At 27.0% G+C, this 20,262-nt stretch carries 23 protein-coding genes; 13 read left to right on the forward strand and 10 right to left on the reverse strand.

Annotation, left to right across the window (positions count from 1 at the left end):
* The first annotated feature begins 157 nt into the window (after positions 1 to 157).
* From fabZ to lpxB, 5 genes are read left to right on the forward strand one after another with little or no spacing between them, the layout of a single operon-like run.
* The gene (gene fabZ, locus ACTTAY_RS02905) at positions 158 to 604 is read left to right on the forward strand and encodes a 3-hydroxyacyl-ACP dehydratase FabZ (RefSeq protein ID WP_440672284.1); all 447 of its coding nucleotides are present in this window, start codon (positions 158 to 160) and stop codon (positions 602 to 604) included.
* A 51-nt stretch (positions 605 to 655) separates the two neighbouring features.
* A complete protein-coding gene (lpxD, locus tag ACTTAY_RS02910; protein ID WP_440672285.1) occupies positions 656 to 1,636 on the forward strand; it encodes a UDP-3-O-(3-hydroxymyristoyl)glucosamine N-acyltransferase in 981 nt (326 codons plus the stop codon).
* Positions 1,633 to 2,415 (forward strand): acyl-ACP--UDP-N-acetylglucosamine O-acyltransferase, encoded by a 783-nt coding sequence (lpxA, locus tag ACTTAY_RS02915; protein WP_440672286.1) that lies wholly within the window; start codon positions 1,633 to 1,635, stop codon positions 2,413 to 2,415. The genes lpxD and lpxA overlap by 4 nt, the downstream gene beginning before the upstream one ends.
* 1 nt (position 2,416) lies before the next feature.
* Positions 2,417 to 3,202, forward strand: a complete 786-nt coding sequence (gene lpxI / locus ACTTAY_RS02920) for a UDP-2,3-diacylglucosamine diphosphatase LpxI domain-containing protein (RefSeq protein WP_440672287.1) — start codon at positions 2,417 to 2,419, stop codon at positions 3,200 to 3,202.
* Positions 3,199 to 4,332, forward strand: a complete 1,134-nt coding sequence (gene lpxB, locus ACTTAY_RS02925) for a lipid-A-disaccharide synthase (RefSeq protein ID WP_440672288.1) — start codon at positions 3,199 to 3,201, stop codon at positions 4,330 to 4,332. The genes lpxI and lpxB overlap by 4 nt, the downstream gene beginning before the upstream one ends.
* Here the strand turns inward: lpxB and gltX are convergent.
* The 7 genes from gltX to ACTTAY_RS02960 form a co-directional block, all read right to left on the reverse strand.
* Positions 4,312 to 5,709: a glutamate--tRNA ligase gene (gltX, locus tag ACTTAY_RS02930; RefSeq protein WP_440672289.1), complete on the reverse strand. Its 1,398-nt coding sequence runs from the start codon at positions 5,707 to 5,709 to the stop codon at positions 4,312 to 4,314. The two genes, lpxB and gltX, sit on opposite strands and share 21 nt — an antisense overlap.
* Before the next feature lie 22 nt (positions 5,710 to 5,731).
* Positions 5,732 to 6,409, reverse strand: a complete 678-nt coding sequence (lexA, locus tag ACTTAY_RS02935; RefSeq protein WP_440654252.1) for a transcriptional repressor LexA — start codon at positions 6,407 to 6,409, stop codon at positions 5,732 to 5,734.
* 89 nt (positions 6,410 to 6,498) lie between these two features.
* Positions 6,499 to 7,290: an indole-3-glycerol phosphate synthase TrpC gene (locus ACTTAY_RS02940; RefSeq protein WP_440672290.1), complete on the reverse strand. Its 792-nt coding sequence runs from the start codon at positions 7,288 to 7,290 to the stop codon at positions 6,499 to 6,501.
* Positions 7,283 to 8,275 (reverse strand): anthranilate phosphoribosyltransferase, encoded by a 993-nt coding sequence (trpD, locus tag ACTTAY_RS02945; RefSeq protein ID WP_440672291.1) that lies wholly within the window; start codon positions 8,273 to 8,275, stop codon positions 7,283 to 7,285. The genes ACTTAY_RS02940 and trpD overlap by 8 nt, the downstream gene beginning before the upstream one ends.
* A 4-nt stretch (positions 8,276 to 8,279) precedes the next feature.
* A complete protein-coding gene (locus ACTTAY_RS02950; RefSeq protein WP_440672292.1) occupies positions 8,280 to 8,846 on the reverse strand; it encodes an anthranilate synthase component II in 567 nt (188 codons plus the stop codon).
* Positions 8,846 to 10,303, reverse strand: coding sequence for an anthranilate synthase component I (gene trpE, locus ACTTAY_RS02955; RefSeq protein ID WP_440672321.1), 1,458 nt, complete (start codon positions 10,301 to 10,303; stop codon positions 8,846 to 8,848). Before trpE ends, ACTTAY_RS02950 begins: the two co-directional genes overlap by 1 nt.
* Complete coding sequence (locus tag ACTTAY_RS02960; RefSeq protein ID WP_440672293.1) at positions 10,303 to 11,724, reverse strand: SurA N-terminal domain-containing protein; 1,422 nt, start codon at positions 11,722 to 11,724, stop codon at positions 10,303 to 10,305. The genes trpE and ACTTAY_RS02960 overlap by 1 nt, the downstream gene beginning before the upstream one ends.
* Positions 11,725 to 11,780: 56 nt before the next feature.
* On the opposite strand from ACTTAY_RS02960, the gene tpiA reads away from it, so the two are divergent.
* The 8 genes from tpiA to ACTTAY_RS03000 are packed head-to-tail and all read left to right on the forward strand — an operon-like array spanning position 11,781 to position 18,208.
* On the forward strand, positions 11,781 to 12,521 hold the full coding sequence (gene tpiA, locus ACTTAY_RS02965) for a triose-phosphate isomerase (protein ID WP_440634095.1): 741 nt from the start codon (positions 11,781 to 11,783) through the stop codon (positions 12,519 to 12,521).
* A gap of 6 nt (positions 12,522 to 12,527) precedes the next feature.
* On the forward strand, positions 12,528 to 12,827 hold the full coding sequence (gene secG, locus ACTTAY_RS02970) for a preprotein translocase subunit SecG (protein ID WP_440672294.1): 300 nt from the start codon (positions 12,528 to 12,530) through the stop codon (positions 12,825 to 12,827).
* A 44-nt stretch (positions 12,828 to 12,871) separates the two neighbouring features.
* Complete coding sequence (locus ACTTAY_RS02975; RefSeq protein ID WP_440672295.1) at positions 12,872 to 14,488, forward strand: CTP synthase; 1,617 nt, start codon at positions 12,872 to 12,874, stop codon at positions 14,486 to 14,488.
* Positions 14,485 to 15,306, forward strand: a complete 822-nt coding sequence (gene kdsA, locus ACTTAY_RS02980) for a 3-deoxy-8-phosphooctulonate synthase (protein ID WP_440672296.1) — start codon at positions 14,485 to 14,487, stop codon at positions 15,304 to 15,306. Before ACTTAY_RS02975 ends, kdsA begins: the two co-directional genes overlap by 4 nt.
* A complete protein-coding gene (gene eno / locus ACTTAY_RS02985; protein WP_440672297.1) occupies positions 15,303 to 16,559 on the forward strand; it encodes a phosphopyruvate hydratase in 1,257 nt (418 codons plus the stop codon). Before kdsA ends, eno begins: the two co-directional genes overlap by 4 nt.
* Positions 16,559 to 16,861, forward strand: coding sequence for an FtsB family cell division protein (locus ACTTAY_RS02990; protein WP_262589265.1), 303 nt, complete (start codon positions 16,559 to 16,561; stop codon positions 16,859 to 16,861). Before eno ends, ACTTAY_RS02990 begins: the two co-directional genes overlap by 1 nt.
* Positions 16,851 to 17,771 (forward strand): lipoyl synthase, encoded by a 921-nt coding sequence (gene lipA / locus ACTTAY_RS02995; protein ID WP_440672298.1) that lies wholly within the window; start codon positions 16,851 to 16,853, stop codon positions 17,769 to 17,771. Before ACTTAY_RS02990 ends, lipA begins: the two co-directional genes overlap by 11 nt.
* Positions 17,771 to 18,208, forward strand: coding sequence for a type II toxin-antitoxin system RatA family toxin (locus ACTTAY_RS03000; protein WP_440672299.1), 438 nt, complete (start codon positions 17,771 to 17,773; stop codon positions 18,206 to 18,208). The genes lipA and ACTTAY_RS03000 overlap by 1 nt, the downstream gene beginning before the upstream one ends.
* Here ACTTAY_RS03000 and ACTTAY_RS03005 read toward each other — a convergent pair.
* From ACTTAY_RS03005 to ispF, 3 genes are read right to left on the reverse strand one after another with little or no spacing between them, the layout of a single operon-like run.
* Positions 18,205 to 18,672, reverse strand: coding sequence for a CinA family protein (locus ACTTAY_RS03005; protein WP_440672300.1), 468 nt, complete (start codon positions 18,670 to 18,672; stop codon positions 18,205 to 18,207). The two genes, ACTTAY_RS03000 and ACTTAY_RS03005, sit on opposite strands and share 4 nt — an antisense overlap.
* Positions 18,672 to 19,163 (reverse strand): phosphatidylglycerophosphatase A family protein, encoded by a 492-nt coding sequence (locus ACTTAY_RS03010; RefSeq protein WP_440672301.1) that lies wholly within the window; start codon positions 19,161 to 19,163, stop codon positions 18,672 to 18,674. The genes ACTTAY_RS03005 and ACTTAY_RS03010 overlap by 1 nt, the downstream gene beginning before the upstream one ends.
* Positions 19,160 to 20,260, reverse strand: a complete 1,101-nt coding sequence (gene ispF / locus ACTTAY_RS03015; protein WP_440672302.1) for a 2-C-methyl-D-erythritol 2,4-cyclodiphosphate synthase — start codon at positions 20,258 to 20,260, stop codon at positions 19,160 to 19,162. Before ispF ends, ACTTAY_RS03010 begins: the two co-directional genes overlap by 4 nt.
* Between the last annotated feature and the right edge of the window lie 2 nt (positions 20,261 to 20,262).

Genomic DNA, 20,262 nt, shown 5'->3' on the forward strand with positions numbered 1-20,262 from the left:
AAATTTAATTAATCCAATTATTGAAAGCTATATGGAAAATAACTCTATTTCAATTCTCGTTAACAAAGAAAACGTGTATATGGGTAATAATAATTATGATATTACAAAAAATTTAATTGAGATAATTAACAAAAAACTTTAAAAAAAGTCTTATTAAATGAACATATTAAATAAAGATCAAATTAGAAATTTACTTCCTCATAGAGAGCCTATGTTGTTAATCGATAAGCTTTATGATATTAAAAAACTCCAATCAGCAAAAGCTTTGGTAAATGTGAGTAAAGATAGTTTTTTTGTGCAAGGTCATTTTCCTGATCAACCAGTAATGCCTGGAGTTTTAATTGTGGAGTCCTTTGGTCAAGCTGCTGCAGCTCTTACAGCTAATGGTTTAGACAGATCAACATATGAAAATAAATTAGTATTTTTAATGGGTATTGAAAAAGCACGTTTTAGAAATCCAGTAATACCTGATTGCAATTTGATATTAAACATTGAAGCAATAAGATCACACGGACGCGTCTGGAAGTATAAAGGTGAAGCTTTTGTAAATGAAAAAAAAATGGCAGATGCCATTTGGTCCGCTACTATTGTAGATAAGAAATAAATAGCAATAATTATTGACTATTTAAATGTATTAGTATTGTTAAAAACATTCATGTCTAATTCCTTTTTTATAAACAAAGGTCCAGTCTTATTTCATGAAATTTTAAAAATTCTTAAATTGCAAAATATCCATAATCAAAAGAATATAAAATTAAATGATATCAAAGATCTTTATAGTGCAAATAATTTTGATATTACCTTTTTTCACTCTAAAAAATATTCTGAATTTGCAAAAAGTACTAAAGCTTTATTTTGTATAACTACAGAGTCCTTAAAAAAAGATCTTCCAACCACTTGTTTTCCTTTAGTTGTTCAAAATGTATTAATATCTGTTTCAAAAATAACATCAATTTTTTATCCTGATGCTATAAATGATGATTTTGACGGTAGCGTTATTGAAATTAATCAAACAAATTTTAATGATAGAGTAATTTATGGTAAAAATGTTTTAATTGGAAAAAATGTATCAATAGGTAAAAATTGTAAAATAGGTCATAATACCATAATTGAAAAAAATGTTTCTATTGGAGATAATTGTTCAATAGGTTCTAATACAATAATAAGAAATTCATTAATTAGTAATAATGTAAAAGTTTTAGATAACTGTGTAATTGGAAAACATGGTTTTGGTTTTTTTCCAAATAAAAATAAGAATTTAAGATATCCACATATTGGCATTGTAATTATTGAGGAAAATTGTGAAATAGGAAGTGGATCTACTATTGATAGAGGTTCGATGTCAAATACAGTAATTGGCAAAAACACTTATCTTGATAATCAAATACATATTGCTCATAATGTTAAAATAGGAGAAAATTCTATTATTGCAGGTCAAGTAGGTATTGCTGGGAGCTCAATTATCGGTTCAAATGTAAGAATAGGTGGTCAGGCAGGAATTTCAGGACATATTAAAGTTGGCAACAATGTTGAAATTGGAGGTGGCTCAGGTGTAATAAAAAATATTCCAGACAATACAAAAGTAATGGGTTATCCAGCAAAAAATATTAGAGAATTTTTAAGAGACAACAAATGATCCACAAAACGGCTATTATTGATTTAAATGCTAAAATTTCTCAAAATGTAACAATTGGACCATATTCTGTTATTGGCTCAAATGTAGAAATAGGAAATGGAACAGTTGTTCAGTCCCACGTAAATATAACAGGTAATACTAAGATTGGTGCTAATAATAAAATTTATCCATTTGTTTCTATAGGAAATGATCCACAAGATTTAAAATTTAAAGGTGAAAAAACTTCATTAGAAATAGGTGATAATAATAAAATAAGAGAATACGTTACTATAAATCCAGGTACAGAAGGTGGTGGAGGTAAAACTAAAATAGGTAATAATTGTCTGTTTATGGTGTCTTCTCATATTGCTCATGATTGTATTGTTGGTGATAATGTTATTTTAGCAAACAATGTTCCATTAGGTGGCCATGCTCATGTTGATGATAATGCCATAATTGGTGGCAATTCAGCTGTGCAACAATTTACTAGAGTTGGTAAATTTGCAATGATAGGTGGGATGTGTGGTGTAGTAAGAGATGTGATACCGTATAGTATAGCACATGGAAATAGAAGTATATTGCAAGGATTAAATCTTATTGGTTTAAGAAGAAATAATATACCAAATAAAGAAATATTATCTCTTAGTGAAGCTTATAAAATAATATTTAAGAATGAGAATTTAACAGAGAATTTAAGTAATTTATCAAACGATTTAAGAAAAAATGAATTAGTTTCCGAAGTAGTTAATTTTATAGAAAAAGACAAGAAAAGACCAATTTGCACTCCCTTTTCAAAATAAAATGATTGGTTTATTTTTAGGTGATACAGATTTTCCTGAAATAGTTTTAAAGAAAATAAAAAAATTAAAAAAAAAATATTTTATTATAGATTTTTCAAAAAATAATAAATTTAAAAGAGATAAAAATTCTTACAGGATTAGCATTGGTAAATTTGGAAAAATAATAAAATTAATTAAACAAAAAAAATCTAAAAAAGTTTTGTTTGCAGGTAAAATAGCAAAGCCTAACTTTACATCCCTTAGATTAGATTTTAAAGGTATATATTATATGCCAAGTGTTATTAGAGCTTCTAAAATTGGTGATGCTGCAATTATAAAATCTATAATTAAGGTTCTTGCAAATGAAGATATTAAAGTTATTAGCTCTGTATATTTTAATCCAGAACTTTCTCTTAAAAAAGGAAATTATACAAAAACTAAGCCTAATAAGAATGATAACAACTCAATTAAAAAAGCTAAAAATTATTTTAATAAAATTAATAGTTTGGATCATATACAGGCTTTAGTTGTCAAAGATGAAAAAATAATTGCAAAAGAAGGAAGGCAAGGAACAAAAAAAATGCTTTCAAAAGTTAAGAAAAATTCAAAAGGTATATTAATTAAATTACCTAAAAATAAACAAGATTTAAGAATGGATTTACCTACCGTTGGTTTGCAAACTTTAAAAGATATAAAAAAATATGGATTAAAGGGTCTAGTTTTAAAATCTAAAAAAAATATTTTTCTTGATAAAAAAGAAGTAATAAATTTTGCAAATAAAAATAAAATTTTTATTAAAATTATATGAAAAAAATTTTTGTATTAACTGGTGAACCATCAGGAGACAAACTTGCATCAACTTTAATTTCAAGATTAAAACTAGAAAATTCTGAAATTGAATATTTATCAGTGGGCGGTACTCACCTAAAAAATTTGGGAATCAAGTCTATTTTTGATTTGAAAGAAATTACATATTTAGGGTTTACAAGTGTATTGCTTAATGTTTTTAAAATTAAATCAAAAATAAATAAAACTGTAGAAGAAATAGTAAAATTTAACCCTGATTTATTGCTAAGTGTAGATAGTCCTGATTTTACTTTACGAGTAGCAGAAAAGGTTAAAAAAATGAATAACAACATTAAAACAATTCACTATGTAGCACCTCAAGTATGGATATGGCGAAAGAATAGAGTTAAAAAAATTAAAAAGTTTATTGATCATATTCTTTTATTGTTTGAATTTGAAAAAAAATACTTTGATGAAGAAAATATAAATAATACTTTTGTTGGTCATCCTCTTATAGAAATAAATCAAAATAACAAAACTATTATTGATAATATTTTACCTAAAAATAAAAAAATAATATCTATATTTCCTGGTAGCAGAAATTCTGAAACTAACGTTTTGCTACCTATATTATTGGATTTTATTAAATTAATGAACAAAAAGCATAATGAATATTTTTTCTATATTCATGCAACAGAAGAAAATAAAAGTTTAATTTTAGAACATGTAAAAAAACATAACTTTGAAAATATAGATATAGTGTCTGATGAAAATATTAAATCTGAAATTTTGTCTAAATCTATTTTTGCTGTTTCAAAATCCGGTACTGTTTCATTACAAATTTGCAATTTTAATGTTCCATCAATTATTATTTATAAACTTAGTTTTATTAATTTTATGATTTTTAAAATGTTAGTTAATGTAAAATTTGCAAATATTATAAATATAATTAATAATCGTGAGATAATTCCTGAATTACTTCAAAAAGAATGTAATGCAGATGAAATATATAGGTCTGTTATTTATTTTCTTAAAAACCCCGAGTTGATGAAAAAACAAGTAAGTGAGAGCTCCAAAACTTTAGAGGGCATCAGATCTAAAACTTCATCTGCTAGTGAGGCAAGTTCTATTTTAATGAAGTATCTTTCTTAATCTTTTCTCAACATCTGCTTTACCCAAAGATATAACAATGTCATATAGGCCTGGTCCAAACTTAGATCCTGTTAGAGCCACTCTTAACGGTTGACCTACACCTTTGAAATTTGTTTCATGTTTTTTTATCAAGTTGTTGACTATTGGCTCTAAATTATCTCTGGTTAAACTTTCTAAATTTTTAATTTCATCTTGAAATTCATTAATTATTTTTTTGGATTTATCGTCAATTAGTTTTAAATCATTTTCATTAAAATTAACTTCATCATTAATGATATATTTTGCATTATTAAATATTTCTTCCAGTGTTTTTGCTTTATTTTTTAAAAATCCTAAAGATGATTTTATTTTCGATGCTTTTTCTGTATTAATTTTATCTTTATATTCTTCACAGTATCTCAAAAGATGATCATACAGATCATTTTCATCAATATTTTTGATATAGTGCTCATTCATTGACAAAATACGGCTCATATCTAATTTTGATGGTGATTTTCCAATACCTTCTAAGTTAAAAAATTTTATACTTTCCTCTAGAGTAAATATTTCTTTGTCTTGATACGACCATCCTAGTCTTAGTAAATAATTTCTTAATGCGTCAGGCATAATTCCAATTTTTGAATAGTCATCCAATGTTGAAGCATTATCTCTCTTGGATAATTTTTTACCGTCTATTGTGTGAATTAAAGGAATATGGGCAAACAGTGGAACATCCCATTTCATTGCTTCATAAATTTGTATTTGTTTAAAGGTATTTATTTTATGGTCATCACCCCTAATTATATGCGTCATTCCCATTTCATGATCATCTACAGTTGCTGATAAATTATAAGTTGGGGTTCCATCATTTCTTAATATTACAAAATCTTCAATTGTACTATTTTCGATTTCAACATCGCCCTGAACTAAATCTTTAAGAATTGAACTTCCTTCAATTTTACTTTTAAATCTTATTACAGGTTTAATTTCTTTAGGAGCGTCTTTTTCTTCTGCATCCCTCCATTTTCTGTTGTAAATATAAGGTATTTTCTTTTGTCTAGCTCTTTTTTTTTGCTCTTCTATCTCTTCAGGTGAACAGTAACATTTATAGGCATACCCATTTTTTAATAATTCATGTGCAATTTTTACATGATCATCAATTTTTGTTGACTGAATATATTCTTCACCATCATGTTTTATCCCTAACCAATTTAAGGATTTAATTATTTGAATTTTGTGTTCTTCTTTCGATCTTTCCTTGTCAGTATCTTCAATTCTTAAATGAAAAGTGCCTTTTTGATTTTTTGAATATAACCAATTAAACAAGGCAGTTCTAACACCACCAATATGAAGAGCTCCAGTAGGAGACGGAGCAAAACGAGTTGCTACTTTTGACATCAGAGATGTTTAGACTATTTTTTTAGAAGTTTCTATATAAAGATACCAAAACACCCTGAACTTTAACTCTATCAGGGCCAAATATTTTGGTTTCATAATTTCTATTTGCACTTTCTAACGCAACAACTTTACCTTTTTTACGAATTCTTTTTAACATCGCCTCGTGTTCATCAATTAATGCGACTACAATTTTTCCATTATCTGCTGTATCTGTTCTTTTAATGATAACCGTATCTCCCTCGTGGATTCCTGCTTCAATCATTGAGTCTCCTTGAACTTTCAATCCAAAATAATCTCCATTTTTTTCTAAATTATTTGGTAATGGTATTCTTGAAACTTCGTTTTGTATTGCTTCAACAGGAGTACCTGCTGCAATTTTTCCTAATACTGGCACTTCTATTTCATCTGAATTGTTAGTTTCTTCATCTAAACCACCTTTGATAACACTTGGTGAAAAACTATTGTAAATATCGTTTGCTGAAGCTGTTTCAGGTAATTTTACTACCTCTAAAGCTCTCGCTTTATGAGCTAATCTTTTAATAAATCCTCTTTCTTCTAAGGCGCTAATCAATCTATGAATACCTGACTTTGATTTTAAGTTTAGAGATTGTTTCATCTCTTCGTAAGAAGGAGATACACCAGAACTTCTCAACTTCTTGTTGATAAATAAAAGCAGGTTTTTTTGTTTTTTTGTTAGCATAAGAACAAATATCGTACAAACAATGTTCTATAAAAGTTCTTTTGTTTTAACAATACTAAAAAAAGTGAGTAAAATAGGGCTTAAATTGACTACAAAACTGAAAAAATTGAATTTTCATCCAATTTTTTCAAAAGTGATTCACCAATTAAAAAAGTATTAATTGAAGTCTTACTGTTTAATTCCAATAATTCTTCTTTAGATTTAATACCACTCTCAGAAATTAGAGGTCCTTTATGGTTTTTTACTACATTATAAATATCATAGGTTGTATTTATATCAGTTTTAAGTGTTTTTAAGTTTCTGTTGTTAATACCAATTAGTGCATCTTTAAAATTTAATGCCTTTTGAGCCTCTTCAACAGTATGTACTTCTACTATCACTGACATATCTAATTTCAATGCCTCTTGATATAAATTGTTTGCAAGATCATCTGAGACACCAGCTAAAATAATCAGAATTGCATCTGCACCATAACTTTTGGCAAGTGGCACTTGAAAAGTATCAATAAAAAAATCTTTACATAATATCGGTAAATTAACCTTATCTTTTATTTTGCTTATATGGATTAAATTTCCTAAAAAATAATCTTCTTCAGTTAAAACTGATAAACAAGTAGCATTATTTTTTAAATAAATATTAGCAATTTCTACTGGATTGTAGTCTTCAATTATAACACCTGCAGAAGGACTTGCTTTTTTTATTTCAGCAATAATTGAAGTTTTATTGTCTTTTAAATTGTTTTCAATTTTATCTTTAAAATTTATGTATGATTTATTTTTTTGTATTAATTCGTCTAATTTTTTAAGATCTATTGATTTTTTTAGATTATCAATTTTTTCGATTTTTTTTTTAATTATATTTTCTAAAACGTTTTCAGACATTTTGTATTTGTTCCAAATGTGAAAAAGTTTTACCAGAAAGAATAAATTGTCTTGCGTGATTATAGGCCTCTTCAAAATCAACAAACTTTTCTGCAACGATTAAACCAGCTGCGGCATTTAAACAAACTGCTTTCGAAAAATCATTATCTTTACCTTTAAATATTTCAATCATTTTATCTGCATTAAATTTCGCATCATTACCAATTAAATTCTCAAATTTCTCTGCATTCACACCAATTGAATTAGGATCAACCAAGATTTCAGATATTTCTCCATTCTTCAATTGTATTATATTTGTTTTTGCATAAGGAGATATTTCATCCAATCCATCTTCGCTATTTACTATCCATGCAAATTTTATATTTAAATTTTTTAATCCCTCTGCAAAAATTCTTAACAATTTTTTATCAAATACTCCAACAACCTGCCTTTCTACTAGAGCCGGATTGCTTAAAGGACCAATCATATTGAAAATAGTTCTTTTACCGATTTTCTTTCTTACAGGGCCTACAAATCTCATAGCACTATGATAATTTGGAGCAAACATAAAACCAAAATTGTTATTGCTTATTTCTCGTTCTATTTCTCTCGGCTCTAAATCAATTTTAATATTAAGAGCTTCCAAAACATCTCCAGAGCCACATTTTGAGGATACAGCTTTATTGCCGTGTTTTGCAACTTTTATACCCATACTAGCCAAAAGCAATGCTGATGCAGTTGATATATTAACAGTGTTCATGCCGTCACCACCTGTACCGCATGTATCTATACAATCTTGAACGTTTACTCTTTTAGATTTTTCTCTAAGGACATAAACACCCCCAGCAATTTCATCTGCAACTTCTCCTTTTTCTGAAAGAAGTGTTAAAAAATTATAGATTTGATCCTCATCAGCTTTACCAGTCATTAAAATCTCAAATGCTGATTTACTTTCTTCAAAGGTTAAATTTTCTTTATTTTTAAGTTTTTCTAAAATCTTTTTCATAAAATTAATAAATAATAAAATTTTTTAAAATTTTCATTCCCATCTTAGTTTTAATACTTTCTGGATGAAATTGTACACCATGAATATTAAATTGCTTATGTTGGATAGCCATAATTACCCCATCATTAGTTTCAGCTGTAATCTCTAAATCTTTCGAGAGGGTTTTTTTATCAATAATTAAGCTATGATATCTTGTAGCTTCAAAGGAACGAGGCAGATTTTTTAAAATCCCAATTTTTTTTGATTTAATTTTGCTAGTTTTCCCATGCATTAATTTTTTTGCTTGAATAATTTTAGATCCAAAAACTTGACCTATAATTTGATGTCCAAGACAAACACCTAAGAAAGGTAATTTTTTATATAATGATTTTAAAATACTTATACAATTTCCAGATTGACTTGGATTTCCAGGTCCAGGTGAAATTACAATTTTATCATATTTTTTTCTTATTATTTCTTTTGAGGTAATTTTATCATTCCTTATGACATCAACCTTTACACCTAATGAAGAAATGTAATGATAAAGATTAAATGTAAAACTATCATAATTATCTATTAATAATATTTTCATTATCTTAAAGCATTTATCAAAGCTTTCGCCTTGTTCACTGTTTCATCATATTCGTTTATAGGCTTACTATCAGCCACGATACCTGCTCCAGCTTGTACATAGAATTTTTTATTTTTTGCTACAGCTGTTCTTAATGCAATACAAGTATCAAATTCTCCATTAGCAGAAAAATATCCAATTCCACCAGCGTAAACTTTTCTTCTTGATGTCTCTAATTCATCAATAATTTCCATTGCTCTTATTTTAGGAGCACCAGATACAGTACCAGCAGGAAATCCTGCCAACAGTGATTTAAATTTTGAAAACTTTTTATTATACTCTCCAACTACATTTGAAACTATATGCATTACATGTGAGTACCTCTCAATTATGAAACTCTCAGTTACCTTTACAGTATTTATTTTTGATACTTTACCAGCATCATTTCTTCCTAGATCTAAAAGCATTAAATGTTCAGAAAGTTCTTTTTTATCTTTAAGAAGGTCTTTTTCATAAAAAAGATCTTCTTTTTTATTTTTTCCTCTTGGTCTAGTACCTGCTATTGGTCTAACTGTAATTTTGTTATCTCTTAGTCTTACTAAAATTTCTGGACTTGCCCCAATAATTTGAAAGTCATTAAAGTTGAAGTAAAACATAAAAGGAGAGGGGTTAGTTACTCTAAGTTTTTTATAAATTTCTAGGGGTTTTTTTGTTAATTTTGCTTCAAATCTTTGACTTAAAACAACTTGAAAAATATCACCAAGTTTAATGTATTTCTTAGCTTTATTAACCATTGCAAGAAATTTATTTTTAGATGTATTTGATTTAACTTTAATTTTTTTTTCTTTTAATACCCTTTTTGTATCAATATTTTTGATCGATGATTGAATTAATAGTTTAAATAGATCAGTCTTTATAGAGTCATACTTTTTTTGATAATTTTTAATTTTTTCATCATTAAAAACATTACTTATAAAAAATATTTCTTTTTTTAAATTATCATGAATAACCAAGGTTCTTGGTCTCATCAATCTTACATCAGGTAAATTAAGGTCATTTTTACATGAGTTAGGAATTTTTTCTATGTACCTAATAGAGTCGTATGAAAAATAACCTGAAATTAGCGAACAAATCTTAGGTAAATTCTTAGGTGTATCAAATTTAAAATTTTCAATAATTTTTTCTATTAACTCTTCTGGTTTATCTTTAAGAATGATTTTTTTATTTTCAGTGATTAAATATGACTTTTGGTTATTGAACTCCCATATCTTATCAGGATCTTTACCAAAAATTGTGTATCTACCTTTAATTTTTCCTTTTTCAACAGACTCAAATATAAAACTATTTTTTTCCTCTAAAAAATTATCAATTAAATTTATTACTTCATCATCAGAATTTACTTTTTTAGAAGTGTATATAATCTGATTTTTTTTGCTTCTATGTCGAAACTTAAAATCTTTGAAGCTTCGATTAATTATCATTTGAAATAGTTTTTGATTCTATCAATAGTTTTTTGATTCAATTGAACCTGATATTTATTATTCAACAGGGTATCGTAAGATTGTAAAATACTTTTTCTGTTGTTTGTATTTTGTGAATTTACAAATCCTTTATATTCCTCACCTTGTTTATTTATCGTATTTTTATTTATATCTTTTATTTTGACTAAAAATATTTGATTATTAGTGTTGTTTACTAAAGCAAAAGAATTTTGAGGTAATGAGTAGAGCATTTTAATTGAATTTACTTCAAATAGCCCATCATCGTTAATCGAATTAATTGATCCAGTTTGGATTTTACCTGAACTTAACTCTATAAATTTACTTTCATTAAATCCATCATTCTGTATTTCTTCAATTATTTTTCTATTGTAATCAAATTTACCTTTTTGATAAATGAGCTCGACAATTTCACTTTTTACTATCTCATCATTTAGATCTGGTGAACGATCATATTCATTCTCTATATTATAAAGAATATAATTATCGCCACTTTCAAATATATCTAATTTGCTTGATTTCTTAGAGTAAATTAACTTTTCGTTTGTGCTAGTGTTTTCATCTGGAGCAAATTCATTAATATTATTCACATCCACATTTATGTTTTCGATTATTGAACTAAAACTTTCATTTTGAGAAATTTTATTTTCTATTGCATCAATTTCGTTAAAAAAATCTTGATTAAATTCATCAATTCCAATTAGATTTTTTGGATTTAAAACCACATATTTAAAGTCAATATATTGTCTTTTTAATTGATCTTTATTTTCTTCAATAAATGCTTTGATTTCATCTGATGTATAATCATCTTTAATCTTATATAAATTTTCCATATCAAAGTATTCAATAATTAATGATTTATTGTTTTCTTCAAATTTACTTTCTATTAGAAATTCAGGGGTAACAGTACCTGCACCGATAAAATCAAATAAATGTTTCTGTAAACCTTGATTTTTTAATTTCAACTCAAACAAAGGAGCAGACATATTATTTGAAAGTAAAAATTTTTCGTATTTAATTCTTTCAAAAGCACCATTCTCGTCTTTAAAATTTTTATTGTCTTTTAAATATTTTAAAATTGTCTTTTCGTTTATAGAAAGTTTAAAATCTTCAATCTCTAGATCAATTAAAGTTGTTGAAATAAGTCCTGATAGTAATTCTTCTATAATATTGTTGTCTAAATTATTTCTTATTGCTTCTTGTGAAATTCCACTTTGATTAACATAGTCCATGAAATCTTGAGTGGTAACGTTAGTTTTATTTATTTTAGCAATGTTATTTTGATTGTTAGTGCTAAAGCCACCGCCAAATCCACCAAAGCCAAAAGCTATTATGATGATTACTATTAGAACCAATCCACCAAATTGTTTCCAACCTAAATTTTTTAATTTTTCAACCATAACGTTATAAATTTATTGATCTGTAAAAAACAAATCTATAGATTAAAAAGTCAATTATGACAAATAAATATATGTATTTTATAGCTAATTGGAAAATGTTTGGAGATTTAAAAACTATAAATTCATTAGATAAAGTTATTAAATTCTCAAAAAGTCATAAAAAAAATAAGTTCAAACTAATTTATTGTCCTCCAAATACTCTAATACGTCCAATTTCAAAAAGACTTAGTAAAACAAATATTGAAGTTGGTGCACAAAATTCTCATCAAAATTTAGATTATGGAGCTTTTACAGGTCAGGTTAATGCAAGAATGCTTAAAAGTGTTGGAGCAAAATATGTGATCTTGGGTCATTCCGAAAACAGAATGGCTGGAGAAAATGACAATCTAATTAATCTTAAAATAAAAAATTCAATTAAATCTGGTTTAAAAATTATTTTTTGTATTGGTGAAACTCTAAGACAAAAAAGAGATAAAAAGACTAATCAAGTTTTAAATAGTCAATTAAAGAAAGGATTAAAATCTATCAAAAAAATTAATGATATAATTATTGCATACGAACCAGTATGGTCAATTGGAACTGGTTTAATTCCTTCATCAGAGGAACTGTCTAAATCAATTAAATTTATAAAAAGTAAATTTGGAAAAAAATCTCCAAAAGTTTTATATGGAGGCTCTGTTAACATCAAAAATATTGATCAATTAAAAATAATTCCTGACATAGATGGTTTTTTAATAGGTGGAGCATCACAAAATCCAAAGAAATTTATTGATATAATTAAAAAAACCATTAATTAGACCACCATGGAAACATTATTACTTGTAATTAACATCATACTTGCATTTATTTTAGTTGTGCTTGTGCTACTTCAAAAATCAGAGGGTGGCGCTTTAGGTATTGGTGTTTCTCAAGAAAATTTCATGCTATCAAGATCTGCTGGTAGTTTTATTACCAAAGCAACTGCGATAGTTGCAACTTTATTTATCATTTGTAGCTTAGCGCTCACAATAATTTCTAGAGCAGAATTAACACCTACAGGATCAGTTTTAGACTCGGTTGAAGAAAAAACTGAAGATACTCCATCAATTCCTGAAAATAATTAATTAATACTTTCTATTTCTTTTTTTATTAGCTATAAGATAATTCCATGGCGCGATATATATTTGTCACTGGCGGCGTGGTTTCATCCCTTGGAAAAGGTCTATCATCAGCATCATTAGCTTATCTATTACAGTCACGTGGGTATAAAGTTAGGCTTAGAAAATTAGATCCTTACTTAAATATAGATCCTGGAACAATGAGTCCATTCCAGCATGGAGAGGTTTTTGTAACAGATGATGGCGCTGAAACAGATTTAGATTTAGGTCACTATGAAAGATTTTCAGGAGTTACTGCAAAGAAAACAGATAATATTACTACAGGAAAAATTTATAGCGATGTTTTGAGGAAAGAAAGAAAAGGAGAATATCTTGGAAAGACAGTTCAAGTTATTCCACATATAACCGATAGAATTAAAGAATTTATTAAATACGATACGTCAAAAGAAGATTTTGTAATTTGTGAAATAGGCGGAATTGTAGGAGATATTGAAAGTTTACCATTTGTTGAAGCTATAAGACAATTTTCAAATGATATTGGAAAAAAAAATGCTTTATTTATTCATTTAACTTTAGTTCCATATTTAAAAGCTTCAGATGAAATAAAAACTAAACCAACGCAACATTCTGTTAAAGAATTGAGAAGTATTGGTATTCAACCTGATATAATTATTTGTAGATCAGAAAGACCAATACCTTTGGAGCACAGAAAAAAAATATCTCTATTTTGTAATGTTGATATTAAAAATGTAATTGAAACAGTTGATGTTAAAACAATTTATGAAGCCCCGATTAGTTTTGCTAAAGAAAAGTTAGATGTTCAAGTTTTAGATTACTTTAAAATAAAATCTAAAAAATCAAATAACCTAAACCCTTGGAAGAAAATTACTAAAATTACACTTAATACAAAAAAACAAGTTAATATTGCGATAATAGGTAAATATGTAGAATTAAAAGATGCATATAAATCATTAGATGAAGCCTTAACGCATGGAGGAATTACAAACAACCTGAAGGTAAATTTAGTTAGAATTGATTCAGAAAAATTAAAAGTTTCAGAAATTAAAAGTAAACTTAAAAATGTTTCAGGTATTCTAATACCAGGAGGATTTGGAAAAAGAGGAACTGAGGGAAAAATCGAAGCAATTAAATATGCAAGAATTAACAAAATACCATTTCTAGGTATTTGTTACGGTATGCAAATGGCAATAATAGAATTTGCTAGAAATAAATTAAAAATTAAAAAAGCAACTTCTTCTGAGTTTGATAGAGGTGGTGTTCATATAATTGGTTTAATGAATGAGTGGGAAAAAAGTGGAAAAAAAGTTAAAGGTACAGATAAAAATTTAGGTGGAACAATGAGACTTGGTTCTTATGATGCTATTTTAAAAGATAAGTCTAAAATTAGAGATATCTATAAATCAAGATTAATCAAAGAAAGACATAGACATAGATATGAAGTGGATATTTCATTTAAGGAAAAATTTGAGAAAAATGGACTAATATTTTCTGGTTTATCACCAGATAATAAACTTCCTGAGATAATTGAACTTAAAAATCATCCTTGGTTTATTGGAGTTCAGTTCCATCCTGAATTTAAATCTAGACCTTTATCTCCTCATCCTTTATTCTCTTCATTTATCAAAGCAGCAAAAAATCATAAATGAGTAGTATTACAGTTAATTGTGGGAACATAGAAATTTCAAACGATAAAAAAATTTGTATTATTGCTGGTCCATGTCAACTTGAAACAGAACAACATGCAATGGACATGGCTGGAAAAATAAAAGAAATAACTTCCAAATATGGTTTAGGTTTCATTTATAAAACTTCTTTTGATAAAGCTAATCGAACAAGTTTAAAAGGTAAGAGAGGTGCTGGTTTGGAAGCTTCATTACCTGTGTTTGACAAAATTAAAAAAGAATTAAATGTTCCAATTTTAACTGATATTCATAATTCAGAGCAATGTTCAGTAGTTGCTAATCACGTTGATGTTTTACAAATTCCAGCTTTTCTTTGTAGACAAACTGATCTTTTAATTGCTGCTGCAAAAACAAATAAAATTATAAATGTTAAAAAAGGTCAATTTTTAGCTCCTTGGGACATGGTAAATGTTACAAAAAAAATATCAGACTCAGGAAATTCAAATATTCTTGTTACTGAAAGAGGTGCAAGTTTTGGATACAACACTTTGGTTTCTGACATGAGATCTTTACCTATTATGGCTAAGAATGGTTATCCAGTTATTTTTGATGCAACACATTCAGTTCAACAACCTGGAGGACAAGGAGAGTCTTCTGGAGGTCAAAGAGAATTTGTTGAGTATCTTGCAAGAGCAGCTGTTGCCGTTGGGGTTGCTGGTGTATTTATAGAAACTCATCAAGATCCTGATAACGCACCATCTGATGGGCCTAACATGGTTCCTCTAGATAAACTAGAAAATTTACTAAAACAATTAACTGAAATTGATAAACTTATTAAGTGAGTAAAATAACAAAAGTTAAAGCACGGCAAGTTTTTGATAGTCGGGGAAATCCAACTGTAGAAGCTGAGGTATATGCAAATAATTTAAGTGCATCTGCAATATGCCCATCAGGTGCATCAACCGGAACTTATGAAGCTTTTGAAAAACGAGATAAAAATAACAAGAAGTATTTAGGTAAAAGTGTTTTAAAAGCTGTTGAATTAGTAAATTCAAAAATTTCAAAAAAATTAAAAGGTCAAAGCGTTCATAATCAAGAGAGAATTGATGCTTTATTAATTAATTTAGATGGTACGAGACAAAAAACCAATTTAGGTGCAAATTCTATGCTTGCAGTATCAATGGCTGTAAAAAAACTTTCTGCAAAAGTAAAAAAACTACCTTTGTATAAAACATTTTTTTTAAAAAATAATTTTCAATTACCTTATCCATTAATGAATATTATTAATGGTGGAGCTCATGCCAACAATGGTCTTAGAATACAAGAATTTATGATACGACCAGATAGAGCAAAAAGTTTCTCAGAAGCAATGAGGATTTGTTTTGTTGTAATTAAAAACCTAAGTAATTTAATAAAAAACAAAGGTTATTCTACTTCAGTTGGTGATGAAGGTGGTTTTGCACCTATGATTAGTAGCAATAACCAGGCTTTAGATTTGATTGTTTCAGCAATTAAGAAATCTGGATTTGTTAATGGTAAAGATGTTTCAATTTGTTTGGATGTGGCTGCAAATGAACTATTAAAAAAAAACAAATATTCAATCCATTCAAAAAGTTTTGTAAGCGTTGAAAAATCAATAAAAGAATACCAAAAAATTATCAAGAAATATAAAATTAAATCTATAGAAGATCCTTTTGCAGAAAATGATTGGTTAGCTTGGAATAAATTAATGCGTTCAGTAAAAAAAGTTCAGATTGTGGGAGATGATCTTTATGTTACAAATCTTGAGAGATTAAAAAAAGGATTTTTAAATATTTCATCTAATTCTATATTAATTAAACTTAATCAGATAGGTACTGTTTCTGAAACTCTAGATGTAATTAAATTTGCTCAAACTATCGGTTATAAAACAATAATTTCTCATAGGTCTGGAGACAGTGAGGATACATTCATTGCTGATTTGGCAGTTGGAACAAATTCTAATCAAATTAAAACAGGATCTTTAGCACGTTCAGAAAGAGTTGCTAAATACAATCAATTAATTCGTATTGAAGAAGAACTTGGAAATAAGGCAAGAATGAATAAAATCAATTAATGTTGAGATTAATAAAAAGAAATTATTTTTTATTAACATCAATTTTTTTAATATTTTATTTTATTTTTAATTTAGTTTCTGGAGAAAGAGGGCTTTTTTCATATTTTGAAAAAAAAGAACTTTTGTCTGACTTGAAAAAAGAAGAGGCATTATTAATTAATAAAATAGAGGATATTGATCATAAGAATTCTCTATTAAGTACAAATCTGGATTTAGATTATGTGGAAATATTAATCAGAGAAAGATTTTTATTTGGTAAAAAAGGTGAAACAATTTATTTAATTAAAAAAGATGAAAAGTAGACATCCCGAAAAAGAAAATAAGCCAATAAATCCAATTAAAAAAAAACCAGATTGGATTAGATCAAAGCTTACTAATAGCAAAGAATTTTTTTTAACGAAAACAATAGTTAATAATAATAATTTAGTAACTGTTTGTCAGGAAGCAAACTGTCCAAATATTACTGAATGCTGGAGTAAGAGACACGCAACTTTTATGATAATGGGTGATACTTGTACAAGAGCATGTGCTTTCTGTGATGTTAAAACTGGCGTTCCAGGTAATTTAGATTTATTAGAACCAGTCAAAATTGCAGAAGCTGTAAAAAAGTTAAATTTAAAACATGTTGTAATAACTTCAGTTGACAGAGATGATTTAGACGACGGAGGTTCTGAACATTTTTATAATGTGATTAATCAAACAAGAAAATCAAATCCGAATACAACTATAGAAGTTTTAACACCAGATTTTTTAAGAAAAGGGGAAGCTTATAAAAAAGTTATTAAGGCTAAACCAGATGTTTTTAATCATAATATTGAAACTGTACCCAGTCTTTATTTAAAAGTAAGACCAGGATCTAGATATTTTGCATCCTTAGAACTTTTAAAAAATGCAAAGAAAATTGATAAAAATATTTTTACTAAATCTGGAATTATGGTTGGGTTAGGAGAAACAAGAGATGAAATATTGCAAGTTATGGATGATTTGAGAGCAGCTGATGTAGATTTTATAACTATCGGCCAGTACTTGCAGCCATCAACAAAACATTTTCCATTAGATAGATATTATACCCCAAAAGAATTTGATGACTTAGGAACCATAGCAAAAGCTAAGGGATTTTTATTAGTTTCTTCATCACCTTTAACGAGGTCTTCTTATCATGCCGACGAGGATTTTGCTAAGTTACAACAAAACAGAATAAAAAGTAATTAATGCCCAAAGCATCAGTTACACGTCACATCGCACGTGATAAACAAACATTAATTGATTTTGTTTTAGATATTGAAAAGTATCCCGAATTTATTCCATTTTGCATAGACTCAAAAGTTTATGAAACAAATGATGAGGGAGATGTAAAAAAAATAATTGCTGATCTGACCATTGGTAAAAGACCCTTTATAGATACTTATAAAAGTGATGTCAGATATGATAAAAAAAACGACTCTATTCATGTAACCAATATTGATGGTCCTTTAAAACATCTTGAAAATAATTGGAAATTTGTAGAAAAAGATAATTTAACAGAAGTTCAATTTGATGTTGATTTTGAAATTAAAAATAAGTTTTTGAATTTAATAATGGAAAAATCATTTCAATTTGGTTTAAACAAAATAGCTGATGCTTTTCAAAAAAGAGCTGAAAATCTTTAAGAAATAATTTTTGTAATTTTATTTAATACTTCTCTTACCGTATTTTTTTGAATACTTGATCTGTTCCTAGATTTAAATTTATTTTCCAAAATTAATAAATATTTTCCTGTTTTAATCCCAATATAGACAAGACCAACTGGTTTTAATTTAGATCCTCCTCCTGGCCCAGCTATACCAGTAATTGATACATTAATTTTGCTTTTAGAAATTTTATATAAATTCTTTACCATTTCTTCACAGCATTCTTTGCTTACAGCACCATATTTTTTAATGATATTTCTATCTACTTTTAAGATTTTAGTTTTTGCCTCATTAGAGTATGTAATTAAACCCATTTGAAAGTATTTGGATGAATTTGCTAGTTTAGTAAGATTGCTAGCCAATAAACCTCCTGTACAAGATTCAGCTACAGAAATTGTTAATTTTTTATCTATCAATTTTTTATGTAGTTTTTTTAAATTCATCAAAATATGAAACTAACTAAATAAACTACAACCATTGAGTAAAGACCAGCCATTATATCATCCATAATAATACCAAAATAATTTTTATGATTTTTATCAAAATAGCTTACTGGAAATGGCTTTAAAATATCAAAAAATCTAAATGATAATAAAGAGATTATATAATAAAATTCAATATCAATATTGATTTGATTGGTTTGATTTAAATATAGCAAAAGTATCAAAGGCATTGATTGACCCAAAACTTCATCAATTACAATTTGCCTAGGATCTTTATTTTCAAATTCACTCTCTGTGTCTTTGACTGCATAAAAAGAGTAAAAAAACAAAATAATAAAAAAGACTATCGAGAATTTTAAACTTGTATAATCAAGAATTTCATAAGCTATATAAATAAAGATTGTAGTGACAACCGATGCAACAGTGCCAGGCATTTTTGTTAAGTATCCGTATCCAAAGAAAGTTGAGATTAAAACATTAATTTTTTTCATTTTGATATCGAACAAATTACTTCACAGGCAATTGCTTTTTCTTTTCCTATTAATCCAAGTTTTTCCGTAGTTTTACCTTTTAAATTAATTAAATCTTTATTTAAATCTAACAGATTTGAAAGTGAATTTAATATTTTATCTCTGTATTTTGATATTTTTGGTTTTTCACATATCAGATTTATATCTAAATTATTGATATGATAAGTATTTGAATTTAATAATTCTATTATTGGTTTTAGCATTTTTGGAGATCTAATATTTTTAAACTTGTTACTGTTATCTGGAAAAAAAGTTCCAATATCCTTTTTTCTCATAGCTCCCAATATAGAGTCAATTATAGAATGAATAATTACATCCCCATCAGAATGTCCTTTCAAACCTGAATGATAAGGTATTTTAACACCTCCTAAATATAGTTTTTTACCTTTGATTAATCTATGGATATCAAATCCAATACCAAAGTATGTTAATTTTTCTTTAATATCTTCTTTGAAAGTAATTTTACTATTTAAATTTTCACCTTGAATAAATTTTACTTTAATATTGTTTTCAATAAATAATGTTGCTTCGTCTGTGACTATCTTTTTTTGCTTTATTGATAAGTTATATAATTCTTTAAATTTAAAAGCCTGGGGGGTTTGTGTTAAAATAGAATTATCTCTGTTTAAATTGAATATTTGATTTTTAATTCTATACTTAATTGAGTCTTTAGATTTGATTGCAGGTATTACTGCTTTATATTTTTTTAGTGAAGTTATTAATTTATTTAACAGATTTATTGTAAAATTTGGTCTTGCAGCATCATGTATTAGTACATTGGAAGGTTTGTATTTCTTGATAAACTTTAAAGCAATCAATGAAGAATCAGATCTTTCTTTCCCACCAATAATAATTGAAACATTTTTAGGAAATTTTTCTTTAATCTCCTTTTTTTTGTTAACTACTATTATTATTTTTTTGAAAAGTTTTGACTTTAAGGCCTTATCAAGAGAATGTTTGAATAAAGGTTTGCCTTCATAAATATTATATTGTTTAGGTTTTTTTGAATTAAACCTTTTACTTTGTCCTGAAGCTAGTATTATAAAATAGTTACTCATAA

The sequence above is a fragment of the Candidatus Pelagibacter sp. HIMB1715 genome (genome assembly GCF_052047595.1).
Classification (GTDB): domain Bacteria; phylum Pseudomonadota; class Alphaproteobacteria; order Pelagibacterales; family Pelagibacteraceae; genus Pelagibacter.

Excerpts from the sequence above, each read along its gene's own strand:
- ACTTAY_RS02940 (WP_440672290.1), bottom strand. The coding sequence starts at position 7,290 with ATGTCTGAAAACGTTTTAGAAAATATAATTAAAAAAAAAATCGAAAAA.
- lpxI (WP_440672287.1), top strand. The coding sequence starts at position 2,417 with ATGATTGGTTTATTTTTAGGTGATACAGATTTTCCTGAAATAGTTTTA.
- ACTTAY_RS02950 (WP_440672292.1), bottom strand. The coding sequence starts at position 8,846 with ATGAAAATATTATTAATAGATAATTATGATAGTTTTACATTTAATCTT.
- secG (WP_440672294.1), top strand. The coding sequence starts at position 12,528 with ATGGAAACATTATTACTTGTAATTAACATCATACTTGCATTTATTTTA.
- ACTTAY_RS03005 (WP_440672300.1), bottom strand. The coding sequence starts at position 18,672 with ATGAATTTAAAAAAACTACATAAAAAATTGATAGATAAAAAATTAACA.
- fabZ (WP_440672284.1), top strand. The coding sequence starts at position 158 with ATGAACATATTAAATAAAGATCAAATTAGAAATTTACTTCCTCATAGA.
- kdsA (WP_440672296.1), top strand. The coding sequence starts at position 14,485 with ATGAGTAGTATTACAGTTAATTGTGGGAACATAGAAATTTCAAACGAT.
- ACTTAY_RS02990 (WP_262589265.1), top strand. The coding sequence starts at position 16,559 with ATGTTGAGATTAATAAAAAGAAATTATTTTTTATTAACATCAATTTTT.
- trpD (WP_440672291.1), bottom strand. The coding sequence starts at position 8,275 with ATGAAAAAGATTTTAGAAAAACTTAAAAATAAAGAAAATTTAACCTTT.
- lpxA (WP_440672286.1), top strand. The coding sequence starts at position 1,633 with ATGATCCACAAAACGGCTATTATTGATTTAAATGCTAAAATTTCTCAA.
- lpxD (WP_440672285.1), top strand. The coding sequence starts at position 656 with ATGTCTAATTCCTTTTTTATAAACAAAGGTCCAGTCTTATTTCATGAA.
- ispF (WP_440672302.1), bottom strand. The coding sequence starts at position 20,260 with ATGAGTAACTATTTTATAATACTAGCTTCAGGACAAAGTAAAAGGTTT.
- lipA (WP_440672298.1), top strand. The coding sequence starts at position 16,851 with ATGAAAAGTAGACATCCCGAAAAAGAAAATAAGCCAATAAATCCAATT.
- tpiA (WP_440634095.1), top strand. The coding sequence starts at position 11,781 with ATGACAAATAAATATATGTATTTTATAGCTAATTGGAAAATGTTTGGA.
- ACTTAY_RS02960 (WP_440672293.1), bottom strand. The coding sequence starts at position 11,724 with ATGGTTGAAAAATTAAAAAATTTAGGTTGGAAACAATTTGGTGGATTG.
- lpxB (WP_440672288.1), top strand. The coding sequence starts at position 3,199 with ATGAAAAAAATTTTTGTATTAACTGGTGAACCATCAGGAGACAAACTT.
- ACTTAY_RS02975 (WP_440672295.1), top strand. The coding sequence starts at position 12,872 with ATGGCGCGATATATATTTGTCACTGGCGGCGTGGTTTCATCCCTTGGA.
- ACTTAY_RS03000 (WP_440672299.1), top strand. The coding sequence starts at position 17,771 with ATGCCCAAAGCATCAGTTACACGTCACATCGCACGTGATAAACAAACA.
- gltX (WP_440672289.1), bottom strand. The coding sequence starts at position 5,709 with ATGTCAAAAGTAGCAACTCGTTTTGCTCCGTCTCCTACTGGAGCTCTT.
- lexA (WP_440654252.1), bottom strand. The coding sequence starts at position 6,409 with ATGCTAACAAAAAAACAAAAAAACCTGCTTTTATTTATCAACAAGAAG.
- ACTTAY_RS03010 (WP_440672301.1), bottom strand. The coding sequence starts at position 19,163 with ATGAAAAAAATTAATGTTTTAATCTCAACTTTCTTTGGATACGGATAC.